This is a genomic window from Paracoccus methylarcula, from assembly GCF_003007735.2.
Lineage (GTDB): Bacteria > Pseudomonadota > Alphaproteobacteria > Rhodobacterales > Rhodobacteraceae > Paracoccus > Paracoccus methylarcula.
Genome location: NZ_PXNQ02000001.1, coordinates 47,629 through 66,109, shown reverse-complemented (window position 1 = coordinate 66,109; position 18,481 = coordinate 47,629). Strand labels below are relative to the sequence as shown.

Below are 18,481 nucleotides of genomic sequence, written 5' to 3'. Positions count from 1 at the left end.
CCCAGTTGCATGAACTGTCGCGATATTCGCGATCTGTTATTGCGAGGGAGACTAACGCAGGTAGATTGTGTCAAAAAATTGATAAATTGAGCGGATATACTGCATTATTTAGTGGATTGACCGACCACGAGATTAGCGAAAGCATTTTTTTCTTTGAGTTCAAGGCAGTTCTGAATAAACGCACTGACGAATCTCGGCGGGCTGGACGAAGCGGTCGTCGCGATACCGAATGTGGGTGGCTTCCCGCCATCGGCGATTGGCACGATACAGTAACCCGATTCTCCCGCACGATAATCAAGCGGCCGGATATTGAGGAACGACGCGCCGAAACCACCCGCGACCAGTGCCCTGAGTATCTCTGAAGATCGTGTCGAATGCGCCACGTCGAGCTTGAGGCCCGCCGCTTCGAACAGCCTCATGTAATAGTCCCGCGCTCCCGGTAAATCCAGCAAGACCAATCGGCGTTTCGCCAGTTCGCTCAGGGTCGTGACCCCTGCCCCGGCAATCGGATCGTCACTTGGCACGATCGCATAGGGCGGAGCATCGAATAGCGGTTCGAACCTGTGCCGTTGATCGACATATTGCTCATAGGTGAATGCCAGGTCGGCTTCGCCGTCATTCACGTAATCCATGATCTGGTGAAGCGATCCTTCCAGCACCGTGATGGAAATCTCGGGAAAGGTTTCCGTCACGCTGCGCAGGATGATTGGCAGGAAAGCAGGGGCGGCAGTGGCATAACATGCGATGCGGAGCGCGCCTCGAGTCACGCCTGAAACCGACTGCATCTCGGCCTCGAAGTGCCGGTTCTGATGCAGGAAGCGCCGGATCAATGTCAGGGCTTCGGCCCCCTGGGGCGTGGTGCGGATCCCTTTTGCGGGCGTACGGATGAACAGATCGTAACCCAGCCCATCCTCGAGCGCGTCAATCGCCGCAGTGATCGAGCTTTGCGATATGGCCTGTTCGATCGCGGCGTTCGAGATGGACCCCAATCGTCCCGCCGCCTCGACATAGCGCAACTGTTTCAAAGTGTAATTAAGCATGCGCTTCATTCCACCATAAAAAAGAGGTTTATCCTTAGTTAAATCTATTTTTTTGAAATAAGAAAGCGCCCTACGATTCCTGCGACTCGAAATATCGCCGGACGGGAGGGCAGATGAATACCAAGATTTATGCCGCGAAGAAGATCATCACGATGAATCCGAACCAGCCCGTTGTTTCGCATGTCGCGATACGTAACGGCCGTATCCTGGGTGCCGGTACGCTCGAACAGCTGCAAGGCTGGGGGCCATACGAACTCGACACCCGTTTCGCCGACAAGGTCCTGATGCCGGGTCTGATCGAGGGGCATGCGCATAGCATGGAAGGCGCATTGTGGCAGTTCACCTATGTCGGCTGGTTCGATCGCATGGATCCTGACGGCAAGGTCTGGCCGGGGGCAAAATCCATCGACGAGGTCGTTGCGCGGCTGAAGGAAGCCGAAACGCGAATGGACGATCCCGACGCACCGCTGCTGGGCTGGGGGCTGGATCCGATCTATATGGATAACCTGCGCATGACACGGGCGGATCTGGACCGGGTATCATCCACGCGGCCCGTGGGGATCATGCACGCCTCGGGTCATATCCTCAACGTCAATACCAAGGGGCTGGAACTGGCCGGCCTGCTGAAACAGGGGAACGACCATCCCGGGATCCCGCTGGCCGGTGACGGGCTGCCCACGGGCGAGTTGAAAAGTCCCGAGATCATGATGCCAGCAGGCAAGCATGTCGGAATGGATCGCGCCTTTCTTGCCGCCGATGCGAACGGATTGAGGAATTACGGCAGGCTCTGTGTCCGTGCCGGGGTCACCACCTCGTCGGATCTCGGACAGCAACTGAATGATGATCTGGTGAAACTGTTTACCGATGTCACCAATGCAGAGGATTTTCCGGTCTGTCTTGCCGCTTTCCGGATCAATTTCGGCATGTCGCCCGCCGAACTGGTCGATTACACGGCTTCGCTGCGAAAGCTCAGCACCGAGCGGCTTGACCTGGGCCGGATCAAGGTCATCGCCGATGGGTCAATTCAGGGTTTCTCGGCACGGCTGCAATGGCCCGGCTATTACAACGGCTCGGAGAACGGCTTGTGGTATGTCGCGCCCGATCAACTGGCAGAAATCTACGAACGGGCTCTGGCCGCCGGGGTACAGGTTCATACCCATACCAACGGGGATCAGGCCACCCAGTTGGCCATCGAAACGCTGGAGGCCGCGCTGCGGAAGCATCCGGATTTCGATCACCGCTTCACGCTGCAACATTGCCAACTGGCTTCCGCCGCCCAGTTCCGCAAGATGGGCCGGTTGGGGATGTGCGTGAACCTGTTCGCCAACCATCACTTTTACTGGGGCGATGAACATTATGCACTGACCGTCGGCCCGGAACGCGCCGAGCGCATGAATGCCTGCAAAAGCGCATTGGAGGCGAATGTGCCGATGACAATCCATTCCGATGCCCCGGTGACGCCGCTTGGCCCCCTGTTCACCGCATGGGCTGCCGTCAACCGATTGACGGCCTCGGGCCGGGTGCAGGGCGAGAAAGAGCGGATAGAGGTCGCGCAGGCCCTGCATGCAATCACGCTAGGCGCGGCGATCACGATGAAGATGGATCACCTGATCGGCTCGGTCGAGGTCGGCAAACGTGCGGATTTCGCGGTACTCGAAGATGATCCGACAGAGGTTCCCGCAGAGGCACTGAAGGATATATCCGTATGGGGAACCGTTCAGGGCGGGCGCGTCTTTGCGGCGGCCGATATCTGATGAAACTTCCCGTCACCGTTATCGGCGGTTATCTGGGCGCAGGTAAAACCACGCTTATCAATCACTTGCTGCGCAACAACGATGGCCTGCGCCTTGCCGTTCTGGTGAACGAATTCGGCGAATTGTCCATCGACTCGGAACTGATCGAGGCGCAGGAGGATGGGTTGATCTCGATCTCGGGCGGCTGTGTCTGCTGCGCATTCGGCAGCGACCTGATCGGAGCATTGGACGATATCAAATCCATGAATCCGCCCGTGGATCACGTACTTGTCGAAGCGTCGGGTGTGGCATTGCCTGCATCGATCATCGCGACGGTGGGTCTTGTCGACGGTCTGCGGGCCGATGCCGTTATTGTTCTGGCCGATGCCGAACAGATCCGCCGGAACGCAGCGGATCCCTATCTGGGTGACACGATCCATCGGCAGTTTTCGCAGGCCGATATCATATTACTGACCAAATCCGACCTCGCCCCGAAAGAAGAACTGGACGATCTGCGCGGCTGGTTGCGCGGCAAAGCTCCGAAAGCGCGGATCCTGCCGGTGCAACACGGGAACTTGCCGATCTCTGCCCTGATCGCGCTTGCCCGTCCCTGCCCGAGGCCATGTGCCAACCCCGGCCCCGCACGGCCAGTTCGCCAGCCTGCTGCTGACCCCTGACGGACTCGTGGATGCCGAAGGGCTTGCGCAAGCCCTGGCCGGGGACCCGGATATTACCCGCGCCAAGGGTTTCGTCCCGACCCGGACCGGACTTGCCCTGCTCCATGTCGTAGGCCATCGCAATTCCGTCGAAGCCGCGACAGGCGATCATCCGGTCGGAGTGGTATGTATCGGGTTGAAGGGCAGGCTCGACCCTGCCCGACTGAATCGCGCAATGTCTGATGCTGAAGCAGCGGTGAGGCCCGTTTCCTGAACCTCCCGCGCTATCCGGTTATCCGGCCTGCAACGCGGTGATCGCGGCTGCGGCGAGGCCTTCCCCAACGATGCAACCGCGCAGCAGATCGTTTGCCGGTTTCGCAAGCTCTTTCAGGATCGGCCCCAGCGCCGTCAGCTCGCCAAGGCACTCTGCGATCTTGTAGCCGATATTGCCGTAAGCGTTTGCCTCTGACCCCATTTCTTCCCCTGCAAGGCCCGTTCCATGACCTGCCAGCATACTTTCGAGCAAGCGCGGGAGATCGGCATGCCGGAATACGAGGTCCGGGTGTGGATCGGCTTCCAAGAGCAGCCCTGGTCACGTGTGTTATTTCAACACGCTTGTAGTGCCTATCCGCGTCGGGATTCCACGCCGATTCACAGCACCGGCCTATAAATCAACCACTAGAACAGGCCTTCAGGACGTTTAGGGCCAGCCTAAGCATTGCTGCATGAAATCGTAATTTTCGTAATGCGACCTTCAGCTTAACACCAGAATACGACTTCTGACGAACACGACGAAGTCCTTTAACAGCCAGAGAAGGACGCAGAAATGCCAGTAGAGAAAACGGATACGCTCGTCGTGGGCGGCGGCCAGGCCGGCGTGGCGATGAGCGAACATCTGACCCGGGCGGGCATTCCTCACATCGTCCTTGAGCGCTACAGGATTGCCGAACGCTGGCGTTCGGAACGGTGGGATTCCCTGGTCGCCAACGGTCCTGCCTGGCATGACCGTTTCCCCGGTATGACATTCGGGAATATTGATCCCGATGGCTTTGCTGCCAAGGAGGATGTCGCCGATTACTTCGTCGCCTATGCGGAAAAATTCGGCGCACCGATCCGCTGTGGCGTGGAGGTCACCGAGGTTCGCCGGATTGACGGCCGTCCCGGCTTCTCTGCCACCACCTCGGAGGGCATGATCGAAGCGAACAATATCGTTGCGGCGACCGGCCCCTTTCAGAAACCTGTCATCCCGAATCTGTTCTCGGTGGATCCGGGCATTCCGCAAATGCATTCCAGTGCCTATCGCAACCCGGAACAGCTTCCCGAAGGTGCGGTTCTGGTCATCGGCGCGGGATCGTCCGGGGTCCAGATCGCCGAGGAATTGATGCGGTCCGGCAAGAAGACCTACCTATCGGTCGGCCCCCACGACCGCCCACCCAGAGCCTATCGCGGACGGGATTTCTGCTGGTGGCTGGGGGTTCTCGGCAAATGGGACATGCCGGCCCCGCAACCGGGAACCGAGCACGTGACCATCGCGGTCAGCGGGGCGCGTGGCGGCCATACCGTCGATTTCCGGCAGTTGGGCAATCAGGGGATGATCCTGCTGGGCCGTACCGAAGGATATAGTGACGGGCTCGCGAAATTCGCCCCCGATCTGGTCGAGAATCTGACGAATGGCGACGCCAATTACCTGTCACTGCTGGATGAGGCCGACGCCTATGTGAAACGTAACGGCCTCGACCTGCCCGAAGAGCCCCAAGCCCGCCGAATGGCGCCCGACCCGGATTGCGTGATCCGGCCTATCCGCGAGCTCGACCTTGCCGCGGCCGGTATCACCTCGATTATCTGGGCCACGGGTTTCGTCACCGATTACAGCTGGTTGAAGATCGATGCCTTCGACGGCAAAGGCCGGCCCCGGCATCAGCGCGGGGTGTCGGTCGAACCGGGCGTCTACTTCCTGGGCCTGCCCTGGCAGTCGAGACGCGGTTCGAGCTTTATCTGGGGCGTCTGGCATGACGCAAGGCATGTGGCGGATCAGATCGCGATCCGACGAAACTACATGGAGTATCACGCCTCCAAAAGAGAATTCCTGGAGGCGCAAGCCCTGGCAAAATGACATCATGCCCATCCTTGTCAGAACAAGTCGGACTTTACTTTCGAATATTCCCCGCGCCGTGAAACTCTGATCTCGATCACCGCGCCAGAACCAATGGAAATCGGAATGACCCATACCCGCATTCGCAAGTTCAACACCAGGGATACTTATCCCGAGCAGGCGCTGGACAATGATCTGTGCCAGGCGGTCGTGACCAGCGGCGGCAGGATCGTCTGGTTACGAGGCCAATGCCCGCAGGATCTGGACACCGCGCAGAACATCGAAAGCCACGATCCGGTCGAACAGACGCACAAGGTCATGCAGAATATCAGGCAGCTGATCGAGGAAGCCGGTGGCAGCATCGAGCATCTGGTCAAGGTCGTGGTCTACATCACCGATGTGCGCCACCGCGAAGCCGTCTACCGCACCATGGGAGAATATCTGAAGGGCGTGCATCCGGTTTCGACGGGGTTGGTGGTCCAAGCTCTCGCCCGCCCGGAATGGCTGGTCGAGATAGACGGCACCGCAGTGATCCCGGAGTGAGACGATGACCTTCTCGCTCGTTGCCCGCTGTCCCGATACCGGCATGTTCGGCGTCGCTATATCGTCTTCCTCGCCGGCGGTTGCGGCCCGGTGCTCTTATGCGCGTGCCGGAGTGGGCGCCGTCGCCTCGCAAAATGTCACCGATCCGACACTCGGGCCGCTGGCACTTGACCTGATGGAACATGGTCTGGATGCCGAGGCGGCCATCGCCGAGGTCCAGAGGCGTGGCCGCTTCATCGAATATCGGCAGGTTCTGGCCGTGGACCGTAACGGAAGAACCGCGATCCATTCCGGACCCAATTCTCTGGGGATATGGACGCAGGCGCAGGCCGAGAATGTCGCTTCGGGCGGTAATCTTCTGGCCAATGACGGCGTGCCGCTGGCGATTGTCGAGGGTTTCCTTTCCTCGTCAGGTCATCTGGGCGACCGGCTGATCGCCGCAATGCGCGCCGGGCTGGTTGCCGGCGGGGAAGCCGGACCCGTGCATTCGGCAGGAATGAAAATCGTCGATAAAGTGAGTTGGCCAGTTGCGGATCTGCGCTGCGACTGGACCGAGGATTGCCCCATCGAGGCCGTCGCCACCGCGTGGGAGATCTACAAGCCCCAGCTTGACGCCTACGTGCAGCGCGCGCTCGATCCGCGCGACGCTCCGTCATATGGCGTCCCCGGAGACGAATAGAAGGAAGGGAAACGCCATGCAGGAACTCAGCTATCAGGACTGGAAATCGCGCGCGGCGCAGCTTTCTTTCCGGGGGCAGGCATTTATCGACGGAAAATTCGTCGATGCCAGATCGGGCAGGACTTTCGACAGTATCAACCCGGCTACGGGTGAGGTGCTGACGGCCGTGGCCGAGTGCGCCTCTGCCGATATCGACCTGGCGGTGGCCGCCGGACGCCGCGCTTTCGAGGACGGGCGCTGGTCGCGGATGGCCCCCGGCGACCGCAAGACCGTGCTGTTGAAGCTGGCCGAGTTGATCCGCACCAATCTGGAAGAGATGGCGCTGCTGGACAGCCTCGACATGGGCAAGCTGGTGACCGACGCGGCAACCATCGACGCGCCCGGATCGGCCCATTTCTTCCAATGGTATGCCGAGGCCATCGACAAGCTTTACGACGAGGTCGCCCCGACCGGCCCCGGCGACCTGGCCCTGGTGCGTCGCGTTCCGGTGGGCGTCGTTGGTGCGGTGGTGCCATGGAATTTTCCGCTGGACATGGCGACATGGAAGGCCGCCGCAGCATTGGCCGCGGGCAATTCGGTGGTCCTCAAGCCAGCCGAACAATCGCCCCTGTCCGCCCTGCGGCTGGCGGAACTGGCCACTGAGGCGGGCATTCCCGACGGTGTCTTCAATGTCGTGCCGGGATTTGGCGAAACCGCCGGCAAGGCACTGGGGCTGCATATGGATGTAGACTGCCTTGCATTTACCGGCTCGACCGCGACCGGCAAGATGTTCATGCAATATTCGGGCCAGTCGAACCTGAAGCAGGTCTGGCCCGAAACCGGCGGCAAAAGTCCGAATATCGTCTTTGCCGATTGCGAGGATCTCGATGCCGCGGCGGACATGGCAGCCTTCGGCATCTTCTTCAATCAGGGCGAGGTCTGCTCGGCCAATTCGCGGCTATATGTCGAACGCTCGATCAAGGATGCCTTCGTGGAAAAGCTGATCGCGCGGGCGCGGGCGATGCAACCTGGCGATCCGCTCGACCCGGCATCGAAGATGGGCGCGATCGTGGATGAAAGGCAGACCCAAGCCATCATGCGTTTTGTCGAAGCGGGACAGGCTACCGCCAAGCTGGTCACTGGCGGCGAACGCGTCCGCATCGATGGCAAGGGATGTTTCGTGCAGCCGACCATATTCGACGATGTCAGACAGGACGATCCGCTGGCGAAGGATGAAATCTTCGGCCCGGTTCTATCGGTGCTGCCGTTCGACAGCGAGGCGGAAGCGGTCTCGATGGCCAACGACTCCATCTATGGCCTGGCCGCGTCAGTCTGGACCGACAATCTGAGCCGGGCCTGCCGCGTGTCAGAAAATCTTCACGTCGGCACGGTTTCGGTGAATACCGTTGACGCGCTATCCGCCCAGACCCCCTTTGGGGGAATGAAGCAATCCGGTTTCGGGCGCGACCTGTCCCTGCACTCGCTGGATAAATATACGGCGCTGAAAACGACCTGGATCAAGTACAAGACCTGATTGGAGCATGTGCCGCTATTCTCGGAATTGCCCCTGCATATAAGTGATCCGGCCGCCGCAGATCGTCAGAGCCACCTCAGCCGCATCGGGCGCTTGCGCAAGATCTTCGAGCGACCCGTCGATCAGCACGAGATCGGCGTCGTAACCAACCCGCAACGCTCCCCTGCGATCCTCGGCGAAATCGGCATAGGCACCGCCGCTGGTATAGGCGGTCAGACATTCATCCAATGCAAGGCGTTGATCGGGCATGTCATCCGACCATGGGTGCCGCGTCAACGCGCAATGGATCGCATATAGCGGCGAAATCGGTGAAACCGGCCAGTCGGTTCCGAAGGCAAGCGGAACGCCACGGTCATGGATCATCCGCCAAGGGAAAGCCGTCGCCCAACGCATCTTTCCCATGATCGAGATCGTCGGCTCCAGCGGTAATCCGGCCGAGCCCGGCGGATGGACCGGCTGCATGGAGGCCACGATCCCGAGCGGCTTGAGACGATCCAGAGCCTCGGGCGTGACCGTATCGATATGCTCGATCCTGTGACGGGCATCACGCGGACCATTCGCCTTTGCGGCAGCCTCATATCCGTTGATCGCGGCGCGCACGGCTCCGTCCCCCACGGCATGGGTGGCGATCTGGAAACCGCGCCGGTCGGCCTCGATGCAGATCGCGTCAAAGGTCTCCTGCGCGATCAGCGGTTCCGAGCGGAAACCGGGTTTGTCGGGATAGTCGCTGACGGTCAGGGCCGTCCAGGTGTCATATACCCCATCCATGAACAGCTTGATCCGCCCGAAACGCAGCCAGCCCGGCACCTCTTCGCCAAAATCATCGATGCGCGAAACACCTTCGGGACCGTCACCCTCAACCAATCGTAGCGGCAGGCTGACCCGCACCGGCATTTCGCCTGCCCGCGCAAGATCACGCATCAGGCCGGCCTGATACGGATTGCCGTCCATATTGACCGCGGTGGTTATCCCGTGCCGGGCGCAGTATTCCCCGGCAAGGCGGATAAGCCCACGATCATGAGCGCGATCCTCTTCGGGCAGAGCTTCATCCCCCTTGTAATCGAGCCCGTCCCGCCCCTTCAGCCGGGACAGCATCTTGACCCGATTCATCGCGGCGAATTCGCGCAACTCGCCCGTGGCCGTCCCGTCCTCCCCCATCACCACCTCGCGCCCGGTCCGACATCCGCGCCATGCAGGATGCCCGCCATTTCCAGCGCGCGTGTGTTTGCCCATGCGCAATGCAGATCGGTCGCCAACAGGCATAGCGGTCGGTCAACTACGATCCGGTCAAGGATATGCCGGTCCGGGCGGCGATCCTCGCCGAAGATCACGTAATTGACGGCATATCCGAACAGAATGTCATCGCCCGGATTGTCCCGGATGAAAGCGGCGAAAGCGGCCTGCACGGCCTCGAACCCGAAAACCGAGCCCAGGTTCAGCATCGAAAGCGTCGCCCCGCCCATGAACAGGTGCAGGTGACTTTCGATGAAGCCGGGCATCAGTTCGCGCCCCCCGGCATCGATCACATGGGTTTCCGGTCCGATATGTGCCCGCATGGTGGAAACGTCGCCAAGTGCCATGATGCGATCGCCCTTGATGGCGATCGCAGTGGTTCCGGCAGGTGCGAACAGCGCACGAATGCGTGCGTTCAGAATGACAATACTGGCCGACATGTTTCCTCCGGCATTCCACATGGACGGCAAGCCGCCCATGCCAGGACGTTATTGCAGCAACTGGGTCCAGACGCGCGTGACGAGATCCTGTGCCTGAGGCGAACAGGTGCGGGAGAATTCGACAGGAACTTCGGGATACAGCTCAGGCGCTTTCTCCTTGGTGTAGACCACGTCCTCCTGGATCAGCTTCATCGGCGAAGAATGGGCATAGAAGTTCATCTGCTCGGTCGCGTTCTCGGGCGTGGACATGAATTCGATGAACTCGATCGCGTTGTCTCGGTTCGGCGCACCCTTCGGGATCACCATGCTGTCGATCCAGCCGACCAGTCCCTCTTTCGGCATCGCATAGGCGAGGGGCGCGCCATTTGTGCGGGCCTTCAATTCCTCACCGTCCCACCAGAAATGCGCCGCGACCTCACCGGACCCCAAGCGACTGTCGATATTGTCCGACGAATAGACGGCGACATCGGGTTTTTGCGCCATCAGCAGGTCAAGCACCTTCTTCATCTCGTCCGGATTTTCCGAGCAGAAGGGAACACCGAGATAAAGCTGGGCGGCGCCAATCACCTCGTCGGGATAGGATAGCATCGCGATCTTGCCCGTCAGTTCCTCACCGGGTTCGAAAAAATATTCGAGGCTGTCCAGGGGACCGTCATAACTTTCGGTATTCACCGCGAACCCGGCCGTGCCATAGGCGATCGGGATCGAGTATTCCTGAGTCTCGTCCCACCACTGGTTGCGCCAGCGCTCATCTATGTTTTCATAGGCTTCCAGCTTGTTGGCATCGTAATCCTCGATCAGCCCCTCATCGATCATGATGCGCAGAAAATGCTGGGATGGGGTCGAGATATCGTAACCCGATGCGCCGGCCTGCAGCTTGGTCAGCAGGTCCTCGTTCGAGGTATAACCATCCACGCTGACATCGACATCATGCTCTTCGGAGAATTTTTCGATGAGATCGGGCGATATCGACTCGGACCACACATACAGGTTGAGCTTCCCTTCGGCCTGCGCGGTTGACGCAAGGCAAAGCCCAAGGGCCGTGGCAACGAGATATTTTGTCATGATTATTCTCCTGTTGGACGTCTTGTTAGTATTATTCGTGGTCGCGCTCGCCGCGGGACGCGACAAGCAGCGCGATTGTTGCGAGGATCAAAGAGGCCAGGATCAGCATGGTCGCGATGGCGTTCAGTTCAGGCGAGGTGCCGGCGCGGATCAGCGAGAAGATATAGACCGGCAAGGTGGTCGTTCCGCCGGAACTGAGCATATTCGAGGTGATGAAATCGTCCATCGAGATCAGGAAAGCCAGCATCGCTCCCGAAAACAGTCCCGGCAGGATCAACGGCAGCGTGACCCGGCGAAACACCGTCAGCCGCGACGCGTAAAGATCGCTTGCCGCCTCCTCGAAATCCAGCGACATGCCTTGCAATCTCGCGCGGATGGGCAGGAAGGCAAAGGGCGTGCAGAAAGCCGAATGAGCAATGATCAGCTTCAACATGCCGTTTTGCAGGCCGATCAGCGAAAACAGGATCAGCGTCGCCACGGCCAGCACGATCTCGGGCAGCAGCAAAGGCAGGTTCACGACCGTCTCGGAAACCCTGCGGAAGCGGAGATCCCTGCCGCGAATGATCGCGAGGGCCGCCGATAGCGCAATGGTCGTCGCGATCACCGTCGCGGTTACCGCGACGATCAACGAGGTTTTCAACGCGTCCATCAGTGCATCGTTCTGCAGCGCGGATGCATACCATTTCGTCGAGAACTGCGTCCAGACGCCTGTGATGCGGTTCTCGTTGAAGGAGTAAACCACGACAACGGCCAGAGGCGCGTAGAGATAGACGAAGAACAGCAAGCTCAGCGCACCGAGACCGGGATAGCGTTTGACGTCGTTGCGGTCGCTCATGTGGTGACCTCCCTCATGGCGGCACGACGAGCGATCAGGATCAGCACGATGGTCACGAAGATCAGAAGCGTCATCGCGATGGCCGCGCCGAAGGGCCAGTTACGGCCGCCGCCGAATTGAAGCTGGATCAGAGAGCCCATCATCATCTGCTTCCCGCCGCCCATCAGCGTCGGCTCCAATACCGCACCGAGCGCGGGAACAAAGACAAGGATCGCACCTGCCGCGATGCCGGGTGCCGTCAGCGGCAGGATGACCCGGCGCAAGGTGATCCAGCGGTTCCCGTAAAGATCGTGGGCCGCCTCGATCAGCGTGCCGTCCAGCTTTTCGATGGAGGCAAAGACAGGCAGCACCATCAGCGGCATATAGGTGTAGACCATGGCCGCAAGCGTGGCACCGTCATTATACATGAAGCTCAGCCCGCCCGGCGCTCCGAACAATTCCAGCAGACGCGGCATCGGGCCATGGCGGCCAAGGATAATCATCCAGGCATAGATGCGCAGGATCATCGAGATCCAGAATGGCAGGGTAACCAGATAGACCAAGATCGTTTTCAGGTGCCGTGGCTGATTGGCAATGTAATAAGCGACCGGCACAGCCATCAGCAGGCACAAAAGGGTCGTGGTCCCCGCAAGCAGCAATGTGCGCAGGATGATAACCATGTATTGCGGGGTGAACTCCAGTTCGCCCGTCCACCCTTCGTTGAACAGGATCTGACGATAGCCGGCGAGGTTGAAGCCCCAATCGAAACCCCCATAGGCACCACGCGTCGCAAATGAGACCGCGGCGATGATGATAATGGGAACTAGCAGCGCAAAGCCCATCAGCAGCCAGGATGGCAGCAATCCCCAAACAGCGAGGTTTCGCCAGATTCCCCCGCGTGACGGCTCGGCGGCCACCGAGGGTAATACGGGATCGTGATGAGCGATGTCGCTCATGATGCAAGCACCCGCACGGCGGCCTGGACAAAATCGACCGAAACAGTGCTGTTCACCGGGATCGTGTCACCTTCGCGCGACGCATTGCGGCGCGAAGCCCGGAACTCGATTCCGTTGGCCTCCAAAATGTAATGGGTGTAGCCGCCCATGTAATTCTTGCCGATCACCGTGGCGTTGAAGGTGTTTCCTTGGGCCTGATTGCCGAGATTGATTTTTTCCGGGCGAACTGAAAGCGTCGCCATGCCGGGTTGCACCTGTCCGGGTGTCGGCACGGTCATGACCTGCCCGAACGGCGTGCGGATCGTGGCCCAGCCATCCCGGCTTTCGAGGACCTCGATCTCGACGAAATTCGTCTCGCCCACGAAATCCGCCACGAAACGATTGACCGGTTCCTCGTAGATTTGTGTCGGCGAGCCGAGTTGCTGCACCTCTCCGTCGCCCAGCACGGCTATACGGTCCGACATGTCGAGGGCCTCTTCCTGATCATGCGTCACGAAAACGAAGGTGATCCCGGTATCCCGCTGAAGATTGCGTAATTCGTTCCGCATTGCCTGCCGCAATTTGAGATCGAGGGCCGACAGGGGCTCGTCCAGAAGCAAGACCTCGGGTTCGGGAGCAAGAGCACGGGCCAGTGCCACCCGTTGACGCTGGCCACCTGACAATTGCGCCGGTTTCCGCCTGGCGAAATCGGACATATGCACCCGTTCCAGCATTTCGCCGACGCGGTTACGGATACGGGATTTGTCCCATCCCAGATTCTCGAGCCCGAAGGCGACATTCTGTTCCAGCGTCATATGTGGAAAAAGCGCATAGCTCTGAAAAACGGTATTCACGCGCCGCTTGTGAGGCGGGACATCCACCAGGTTCCGTCCCTTCAACAGGATCGTGCCTTCGTTGGGGTTTTCGAAACCCGCAAGCATTCGCAGCAAGGTCGTCTTTCCGCAACCCGATGGTCCCAGCATGGTAAAGAATTCATTGTTCCGGATCTCGAAACTGATGGACTTCAATGCCCGGAAGGTGCCGAAATGCTTGGAAACTCCTACGACCTCGATCGCATTTTGTTGATTCATCTGGCGGCTTTCATCCTGGCATGGGACTGGCTGTGGCGTCGAAATCTCGGCGGTTTGCTCCCGCCCGAACCGGGCGACGAAGTTCGAGAACGGGGAGAATACCGTTCGGCTGGGTTTCTTGAGGCTGTCGATTACCATGTCCATAGTCCTGCATTGAATGGTGAAACGATCCGTTCAGTAAATGAGGACTTTCGGAACCTCTGGTTAGGATGAAACTAAAGTACAGAAATCATTGCAAGAATAGCTAAATTCCCCGGCGTCTTCGAACGGCTCTGCCTACCCTGTGCTCAGCCATGCATATCGAACGGGCAGGATCGATCCGCCGGTTTTACCCGATACCGGACTGTTGCCGAACCGATTGCTCCGACGCAGGTTCTCTTGTGAGGCGCGATGGTTTGGGCGATATTGCCCTTGGCAAGTTTGCGTCGCTCACCCCGGAGGGTCCGGAACATTCATCCGCGATCACCCGTCACGGAGCAAACGCGCCAGGCAGGAAGGAACCGGAATTGCGGGCGTTCCGGAATTACGACGGAAGCGAGGTCAGGAATGCCCCTTCGTTACACGCTGCGGCAACTGGAATATTTCGTTGCTGTTGGCGAAACGGGCAGCATTGCCGCTGCCTCACAGCAGGTGAATGTTTCGTCCCCGTCGATTTCGGCAGGTATCTCGCAGCTTGAAGAGGAACTGGGGGTCCAGCTCTTCGTTCGCCATCATGCGCAGGGCCTGACGCCAACATTGCCGGGGCGCAAGTTGCTGGATCACGCGCAGATGGTGTTGCGGCAGGCGGCGGCGCTGCGCGATCTGGCGGGAGACCTGTCCGGCTCGATCCGTGGGCCACTGGCGATCGGGTGCCTGAGCACCTTCGCGCAGATCGTGCTGCCGGGGCTCAGACGCAGCTTTCTGGAAGCGCATGACGAGGTCAGGATATCGCAGGTCGAGGCCGATCAGTCCGAACTGTTCAGTTTGCTGCGGCAAGCCAAGATCGACATGGCGCTGACCTATGATCTGGATTTGCCGCGCGATCTGCGGTTCTTTCCTATCATCGAATTGCCGCCCGTTGTCGCGATGGGCGACGATCATCCACTGGCGCGGCAATCCTCTGTCTCGATCCAGGAACTTGCGCCGCATTCCATGGTGCTTCTGGATTTACCTCATAGCGCGGATTATTTTCTGTCCTTCTTCTCCAAGGCCGGTTTGCGGGCAAATATCACCGAGAGGACCCGCGACATGGCGGTGATGCGCGGCCTTGTCGCTAACGGTTTCGGCTATTCGATCGTCAATGTTCGCCCGATCTACGATCAAGCCCCGGACGGAAAGCCATTGCGTTTCGTTCCCCTGTCCGGCGATCAGCGGCCGATGAAACTGGGATTGCTGATGGGCGCGGCCACTGACCGGACCCAGCTTCACAAGGCCTTCGTGACCCATGCCCAAAGCTGGATCGAGGCCCAGACCAACCGGTTGCTGGGGGTAAGGCCGCAGCCGGATTAGCTTCTGCCGAAGCGAGAGTTATGCAAGCACGAATTTTCTTTGCCTTGCCGCCAGCTATGGTGACGGGAAACCGAGATGGAGAATAGATTGCGCGACCCTCGCTACGATGTGCTGTTCGAGCCGATGCGGATCGGTCCTGTCATCGCAAAGAACCGCTTTTACCAAGTCCCGCATTGCAATGGCGGGGGATACCGCGATCCCTCTGCCGCCGCCGAGATGCGCGGGACCAAGGCGGAAGGTGGCTGGGGCGTCATCTTCACTGAACAATGCGAAATGCATCATAGCTCGGAGATCACCCCTTTCATCGAGTTGCGGCTATGGGAGGACAAGGACATCCCGCAACTGCGCCGAATGTCCGAGAAGATGAAAACCCATGGCGCATTGGCCGGTATCCAGTTGGCCTATTCCGGGATCAACGGCCCGAACCTCTATACCAAGGAGGTTCCGCTGGCCCCCTCGCCCCTGCCGATCAGAACCTTTACCAATGACCCGGTTCAGGCCCGCGCGCTGTCGAAATCCGAAATACGCGATCTTCGCCGCTGGTTCGTGAACGCCGCAAAACGCTCGAAACTGGCCGGTTTCGACCTGATCTGTCTTTACGGCGCGCATGGCTTTGGCATCTTTCAGCATTTCCTGAGCCGTGCGACCAATCAGCGAACCGACGAATATGGCGGCTCGCTGGAGAACCGCGCCCGCTTCGTGAACGAAGTGATTGCCGATATTCGCGACGCCGTGGGCGATACGATGGGGCTGACCCTGCGGGTCAGTCTGGACGAATCCATCGGAGAGCTGGGCTTCTCCAACTCGGAACTGCGCGAATTCATCGAGATGAATCGTGACCTGCCGGATTTATGGGATCTGGCGCATGGCACATGGGAAGATTGTTCGGGGCCATCACGCTTCAAGGAAGAAGCCGCGCAAGAGCAACTGGTACGCGGCATCCGCGAACTCTCCGGCAAGCCTGTGGTCGGGGTCGGTCGTTTTACCTCGCCGGATGTGATGGTGAAGATGATCAAGTCCGGCACGCTGGATTTCATCGGCTGCGCCCGACCGTCCATCGCCGATCCCTTCCTGCCGAAAAAGGTCGAGGAAGGCCGGATCGAGGATATTCGCGAATGCATCGGCTGCAATATCTGCATCACCGGCGATATGACCATGTCGATCAGCCGCTGCACGCAGAACCCGACCTTCATGGAAGAATGGCGCAAGGGCTGGCATCCCGAGCATATGAACGCCAAGGGCGACAGCGAAAACGTGCTGATCGTCGGCTCCGGTCCAGCAGGACTGGAGGCGGCATGGGCATTGTGCCGGCGCGGCTATGATGTCGCGATCGCCGAGGCCCGGACCGAGATCGGCGGGCGAGTAGCACGTGAATGCAGGCTGCCGGGGCTGAGCGCATGGGGGCGCGTCAGGGATTACCGCGCATACCAATTGAGCCAGCGGGCAAATGTGGAGACCTATCTCGACAGTCAACTGACCGCCGAGAATATCATGGAATTCGGTTTTCAGAACATTGCCATCGCCACCGGCGCGACCTGGCGCCGGGACGGCGTCGCGCGGCAGCATGTCGTTCCGATGATGATTTCTGACAAAGCTGCAATCTATACCCCGGACGATCTGATGGAGGGCAGGATTCCCGGCGGCAACGTGGTGATCTTTGACGACGATCATTACTACATGGGGGGCGTCCTTGCCGAACTTCTGGTTCGGAAAGGGGCCAGGGTTACGCTGATCACGCCCTCGGCCTATGTCTCGGACTGGACCAACAACACGTTGGAACAGGCAACAATCCACGCCCGGCTTGACGAGATGGGTGTCGAAATCGTGCTGAACCGGGGGATAACCGAAATCGCCGCCGATCACGTGCTCAGCAATTGCGTTTATACCGGCAAGACCTGCAGCTACGCGGCGGATGCGGTCGTGGTGGTGACCTCACGTGTCGGCGATGATCTGTTGTACCAGGAACTGCTGGCGCGGCAGGAAGATTGGAGCGATGCGGGCATCAGGTCGGTGAAACTCTTTGGCGACGCCGAAGCCGCAGGACCGATTGCCTGGGCGACCTACGCCGGCCACCGCTATGCTCGCGAACTGGACTGTGCACCGCTGGGAGACGCATTGCCCTTCCGTCGGGAAATCACCGAGCTCGCTGCAGAATGACGACAGCCAGCCCCAGACTGCTACGCTGGACATACTTGAACAGCTGGTTGCTTTTCCGATCATCAGTGCTGAGAGCAATCTTGAACTGATCGGACAGGTCGGGAGCCTGCTGACGGAACGGGCTTTCGGACCGAGCGATTGCCCGATCCCACCGGCACGAAGGCCGGTCTGCTGGCATGATTGGTCGATGATGGCCCAGGGGGGATTACTTTCGGCTCATAGCAATGTGGTTCCGGTAGCCGGGCAGGAATGGATGGGGGATCCCTTTCGCCTGAGATGTCACGACGAAATGCTGTTTGGCAGGGGGACCACGGACATGAGGGGCTTTATGGCCTCCATGCTGTCAATGGCTCAACACGCGGCCCAAACGCGCCTGAACCGGCCACCGATGATCGCGATTGCCTGTAATGAGGAGGTCGGGCACCCAGATACTCCTCAGATGCTTCCAAGCCTCAAGGCAACTGATCGAGTTCGGTAAGCTCATCAGGAGGGCGGGCATCCTGCACCGGCCGCCAGCTATACGGCGGGCGTGTTGCCGGGTAGGCATATGACACACTCTGCCAGAATATGAGGGAGCGATTGTGATGGGCATACACAACCGAAATCGAGCCCGAATTCCTGGATGCCTGATCTGGACGGGGCGGAGGCCACTCCTGTGCGGCAAGGCTATCTGCCCCCCTTCGGATTCGGTCGAGATCCGCTTGCGGCAGAAAGGCGACAAGCTGTTGATGACCTTGAAGTCCGGCGCGGTCTGGAGTGGGAGGAACGCGAAACCACCAACTCGACAACCTCAAGACCGTTATACACCGGTCCGACATTTAGCGCGGCCATTGCTGTTACTTTACCTGTTCCGTGAAGGATTCTGTAGGGCCTGCGTATGATTGAGGTGGCAATCGAGAAGAGCCCCATACAAACAGCTACGGCCGGTGATCTCAGACACAACATGAATAATTAATAAAAACATTAGCATGGACACCCAGGATTATTGATATTGGCCCACGA

Annotated in this window: 15 protein-coding genes and 2 pseudogenes; 10 read left to right on the top strand and 7 right to left on the bottom strand. The window is 59.4% G+C overall.

The features are described 5' to 3' along the window. Nucleotides 1-104: 104 nt before the first annotated feature. The gene (locus A7A09_RS00320) at nucleotides 105-1,040 is read right to left on the bottom strand and encodes a LysR family transcriptional regulator (protein WP_170166978.1); all 936 of its coding nucleotides are present in this window, start codon (nucleotides 1,038-1,040) and stop codon (nucleotides 105-107) included. Between the two features lie 113 nt (nucleotides 1,041-1,153). Here A7A09_RS00320 and A7A09_RS00315 point away from each other — a divergent pair, with 113 nt between their 5' ends. The 3 genes from A7A09_RS00315 to A7A09_RS21945 are packed head-to-tail and all read left to right on the top strand — an operon-like array spanning nucleotide 1,154 to nucleotide 3,703. Continuing rightward, the gene (locus A7A09_RS00315; RefSeq protein WP_106689288.1) at nucleotides 1,154-2,794 is read left to right on the top strand and encodes an amidohydrolase; all 1,641 of its coding nucleotides are present in this window, start codon (nucleotides 1,154-1,156) and stop codon (nucleotides 2,792-2,794) included. Further along, the gene (locus tag A7A09_RS00310) at nucleotides 2,794-3,450 is read left to right on the top strand and encodes a CobW family GTP-binding protein (RefSeq protein WP_170166977.1); all 657 of its coding nucleotides are present in this window, start codon (nucleotides 2,794-2,796) and stop codon (nucleotides 3,448-3,450) included. The genes A7A09_RS00315 and A7A09_RS00310 overlap by 1 nt, the downstream gene beginning before the upstream one ends. Further along, on the top strand, nucleotides 3,398-3,703 hold the full coding sequence (locus tag A7A09_RS21945) for a GTP-binding protein (protein ID WP_170166976.1): 306 nt from the start codon (nucleotides 3,398-3,400) through the stop codon (nucleotides 3,701-3,703). The genes A7A09_RS00310 and A7A09_RS21945 overlap by 53 nt, the downstream gene beginning before the upstream one ends. A gap of 18 nt (nucleotides 3,704-3,721) precedes the next feature. Here A7A09_RS21945 and A7A09_RS00300 read toward each other — a convergent pair. Further along, nucleotides 3,722-3,886: pseudogene (locus A7A09_RS00300) on the bottom strand (phosphate acyltransferase); the annotation flags it as partial. A gap of 369 nt (nucleotides 3,887-4,255) precedes the next feature. On the opposite strand from A7A09_RS00300, the gene A7A09_RS00295 reads away from it, so the two are divergent. The 4 genes from A7A09_RS00295 (at nucleotide 4,256) to A7A09_RS00280 (ending at nucleotide 8,256) form a co-directional block, all read left to right on the top strand. After that, on the top strand, nucleotides 4,256-5,542 hold the full coding sequence (locus tag A7A09_RS00295) for a flavin-containing monooxygenase (RefSeq protein WP_106689283.1): 1,287 nt from the start codon (nucleotides 4,256-4,258) through the stop codon (nucleotides 5,540-5,542). 105 nt (nucleotides 5,543-5,647) lie between these two features. Then, nucleotides 5,648-6,064 (top strand): RidA family protein, encoded by a 417-nt coding sequence (locus A7A09_RS00290; RefSeq protein WP_106689999.1) that lies wholly within the window; start codon nucleotides 5,648-5,650, stop codon nucleotides 6,062-6,064. Nucleotides 6,065-6,068: 4 nt separating this feature from the next. After that, nucleotides 6,069-6,743, top strand: coding sequence for a DUF1028 domain-containing protein (locus A7A09_RS00285; protein ID WP_106689282.1), 675 nt, complete (start codon nucleotides 6,069-6,071; stop codon nucleotides 6,741-6,743). 16 nt (nucleotides 6,744-6,759) lie between these two features. Next, nucleotides 6,760-8,256: an aldehyde dehydrogenase gene (locus A7A09_RS00280; protein ID WP_106689281.1), complete on the top strand. Its 1,497-nt coding sequence runs from the start codon at nucleotides 6,760-6,762 to the stop codon at nucleotides 8,254-8,256. A 15-nt stretch (nucleotides 8,257-8,271) separates the two neighbouring features. Here the strand turns inward: A7A09_RS00280 and A7A09_RS00275 are convergent. From A7A09_RS00275 to A7A09_RS00250, 5 genes and pseudogenes are all read right to left on the bottom strand, one after another. Beyond that, nucleotides 8,272-9,755: pseudogene (locus A7A09_RS00275) on the bottom strand (amidohydrolase). 222 nt (nucleotides 9,756-9,977) lie between these two features. Beyond that, the gene (locus A7A09_RS00265; protein WP_106689278.1) at nucleotides 9,978-10,994 is read right to left on the bottom strand and encodes an extracellular solute-binding protein; all 1,017 of its coding nucleotides are present in this window, start codon (nucleotides 10,992-10,994) and stop codon (nucleotides 9,978-9,980) included. Between the two features lie 31 nt (nucleotides 10,995-11,025). Next, a complete protein-coding gene (locus A7A09_RS00260) occupies nucleotides 11,026-11,829 on the bottom strand; it encodes an ABC transporter permease (RefSeq protein WP_106689277.1) in 804 nt (267 codons plus the stop codon). Next, entirely contained in the window at nucleotides 11,826-12,764 is a 939-nt protein-coding gene (locus tag A7A09_RS00255; RefSeq protein ID WP_106689276.1) for an ABC transporter permease, read from the bottom strand. Before A7A09_RS00255 ends, A7A09_RS00260 begins: the two co-directional genes overlap by 4 nt. Beyond that, a complete protein-coding gene (locus tag A7A09_RS00250; RefSeq protein ID WP_106689998.1) occupies nucleotides 12,761-13,834 on the bottom strand; it encodes an ABC transporter ATP-binding protein in 1,074 nt (357 codons plus the stop codon). The genes A7A09_RS00255 and A7A09_RS00250 overlap by 4 nt, the downstream gene beginning before the upstream one ends. A 546-nt stretch (nucleotides 13,835-14,380) precedes the next feature. On the opposite strand from A7A09_RS00250, the gene A7A09_RS00245 reads away from it, so the two are divergent. The 3 genes from A7A09_RS00245 (at nucleotide 14,381) to A7A09_RS21940 (ending at nucleotide 17,957) form a co-directional block, all read left to right on the top strand. Next, nucleotides 14,381-15,322 carry a LysR family transcriptional regulator gene (locus A7A09_RS00245; RefSeq protein WP_106689275.1) on the top strand — a complete coding sequence of 314 codons (942 nt, stop codon included), beginning with the start codon at nucleotides 14,381-14,383 and terminating at the stop codon, nucleotides 15,320-15,322. 87 nt (nucleotides 15,323-15,409) lie between these two features. Continuing rightward, nucleotides 15,410-17,479 carry an oxidoreductase gene (locus A7A09_RS00240; RefSeq protein ID WP_106689997.1) on the top strand — a complete coding sequence of 690 codons (2,070 nt, stop codon included), beginning with the start codon at nucleotides 15,410-15,412 and terminating at the stop codon, nucleotides 17,477-17,479. Beyond that, entirely contained in the window at nucleotides 17,400-17,957 is a 558-nt protein-coding gene (locus A7A09_RS21940; protein WP_106689274.1) for a M20/M25/M40 family metallo-hydrolase, read from the top strand. Before A7A09_RS00240 ends, A7A09_RS21940 begins: the two co-directional genes overlap by 80 nt. Nucleotides 17,958-18,481: the final 524 nt, after the last annotated feature.

Excerpts from the sequence above, each read along its gene's own strand:
- A7A09_RS00245 (WP_106689275.1), top strand. The coding sequence starts at position 14,381 with ATGCCCCTTCGTTACACGCTGCGGCAACTGGAATATTTCGTTGCTGTT.
- A7A09_RS00295 (WP_106689283.1), top strand. The coding sequence starts at position 4,256 with ATGCCAGTAGAGAAAACGGATACGCTCGTCGTGGGCGGCGGCCAGGCC.
- A7A09_RS00315 (WP_106689288.1), top strand. The coding sequence starts at position 1,154 with ATGAATACCAAGATTTATGCCGCGAAGAAGATCATCACGATGAATCCG.
- A7A09_RS00255 (WP_106689276.1), bottom strand. The coding sequence starts at position 12,764 with ATGAGCGACATCGCTCATCACGATCCCGTATTACCCTCGGTGGCCGCC.
- A7A09_RS00285 (WP_106689282.1), top strand. The coding sequence starts at position 6,069 with ATGACCTTCTCGCTCGTTGCCCGCTGTCCCGATACCGGCATGTTCGGC.
- A7A09_RS00265 (WP_106689278.1), bottom strand. The coding sequence starts at position 10,994 with ATGACAAAATATCTCGTTGCCACGGCCCTTGGGCTTTGCCTTGCGTCA.
- A7A09_RS00320 (WP_170166978.1), bottom strand. The coding sequence starts at position 1,040 with ATGCTTAATTACACTTTGAAACAGTTGCGCTATGTCGAGGCGGCGGGA.
- A7A09_RS00280 (WP_106689281.1), top strand. The coding sequence starts at position 6,760 with ATGCAGGAACTCAGCTATCAGGACTGGAAATCGCGCGCGGCGCAGCTT.
- A7A09_RS21940 (WP_106689274.1), top strand. The coding sequence starts at position 17,400 with ATGCTCGCGAACTGGACTGTGCACCGCTGGGAGACGCATTGCCCTTCC.
- A7A09_RS00260 (WP_106689277.1), bottom strand. The coding sequence starts at position 11,829 with ATGAGCGACCGCAACGACGTCAAACGCTATCCCGGTCTCGGTGCGCTG.
- A7A09_RS00290 (WP_106689999.1), top strand. The coding sequence starts at position 5,648 with ATGACCCATACCCGCATTCGCAAGTTCAACACCAGGGATACTTATCCC.
- A7A09_RS00310 (WP_170166977.1), top strand. The coding sequence starts at position 2,794 with ATGAAACTTCCCGTCACCGTTATCGGCGGTTATCTGGGCGCAGGTAAA.
- A7A09_RS00250 (WP_106689998.1), bottom strand. The coding sequence starts at position 13,834 with ATGAATCAACAAAATGCGATCGAGGTCGTAGGAGTTTCCAAGCATTTC.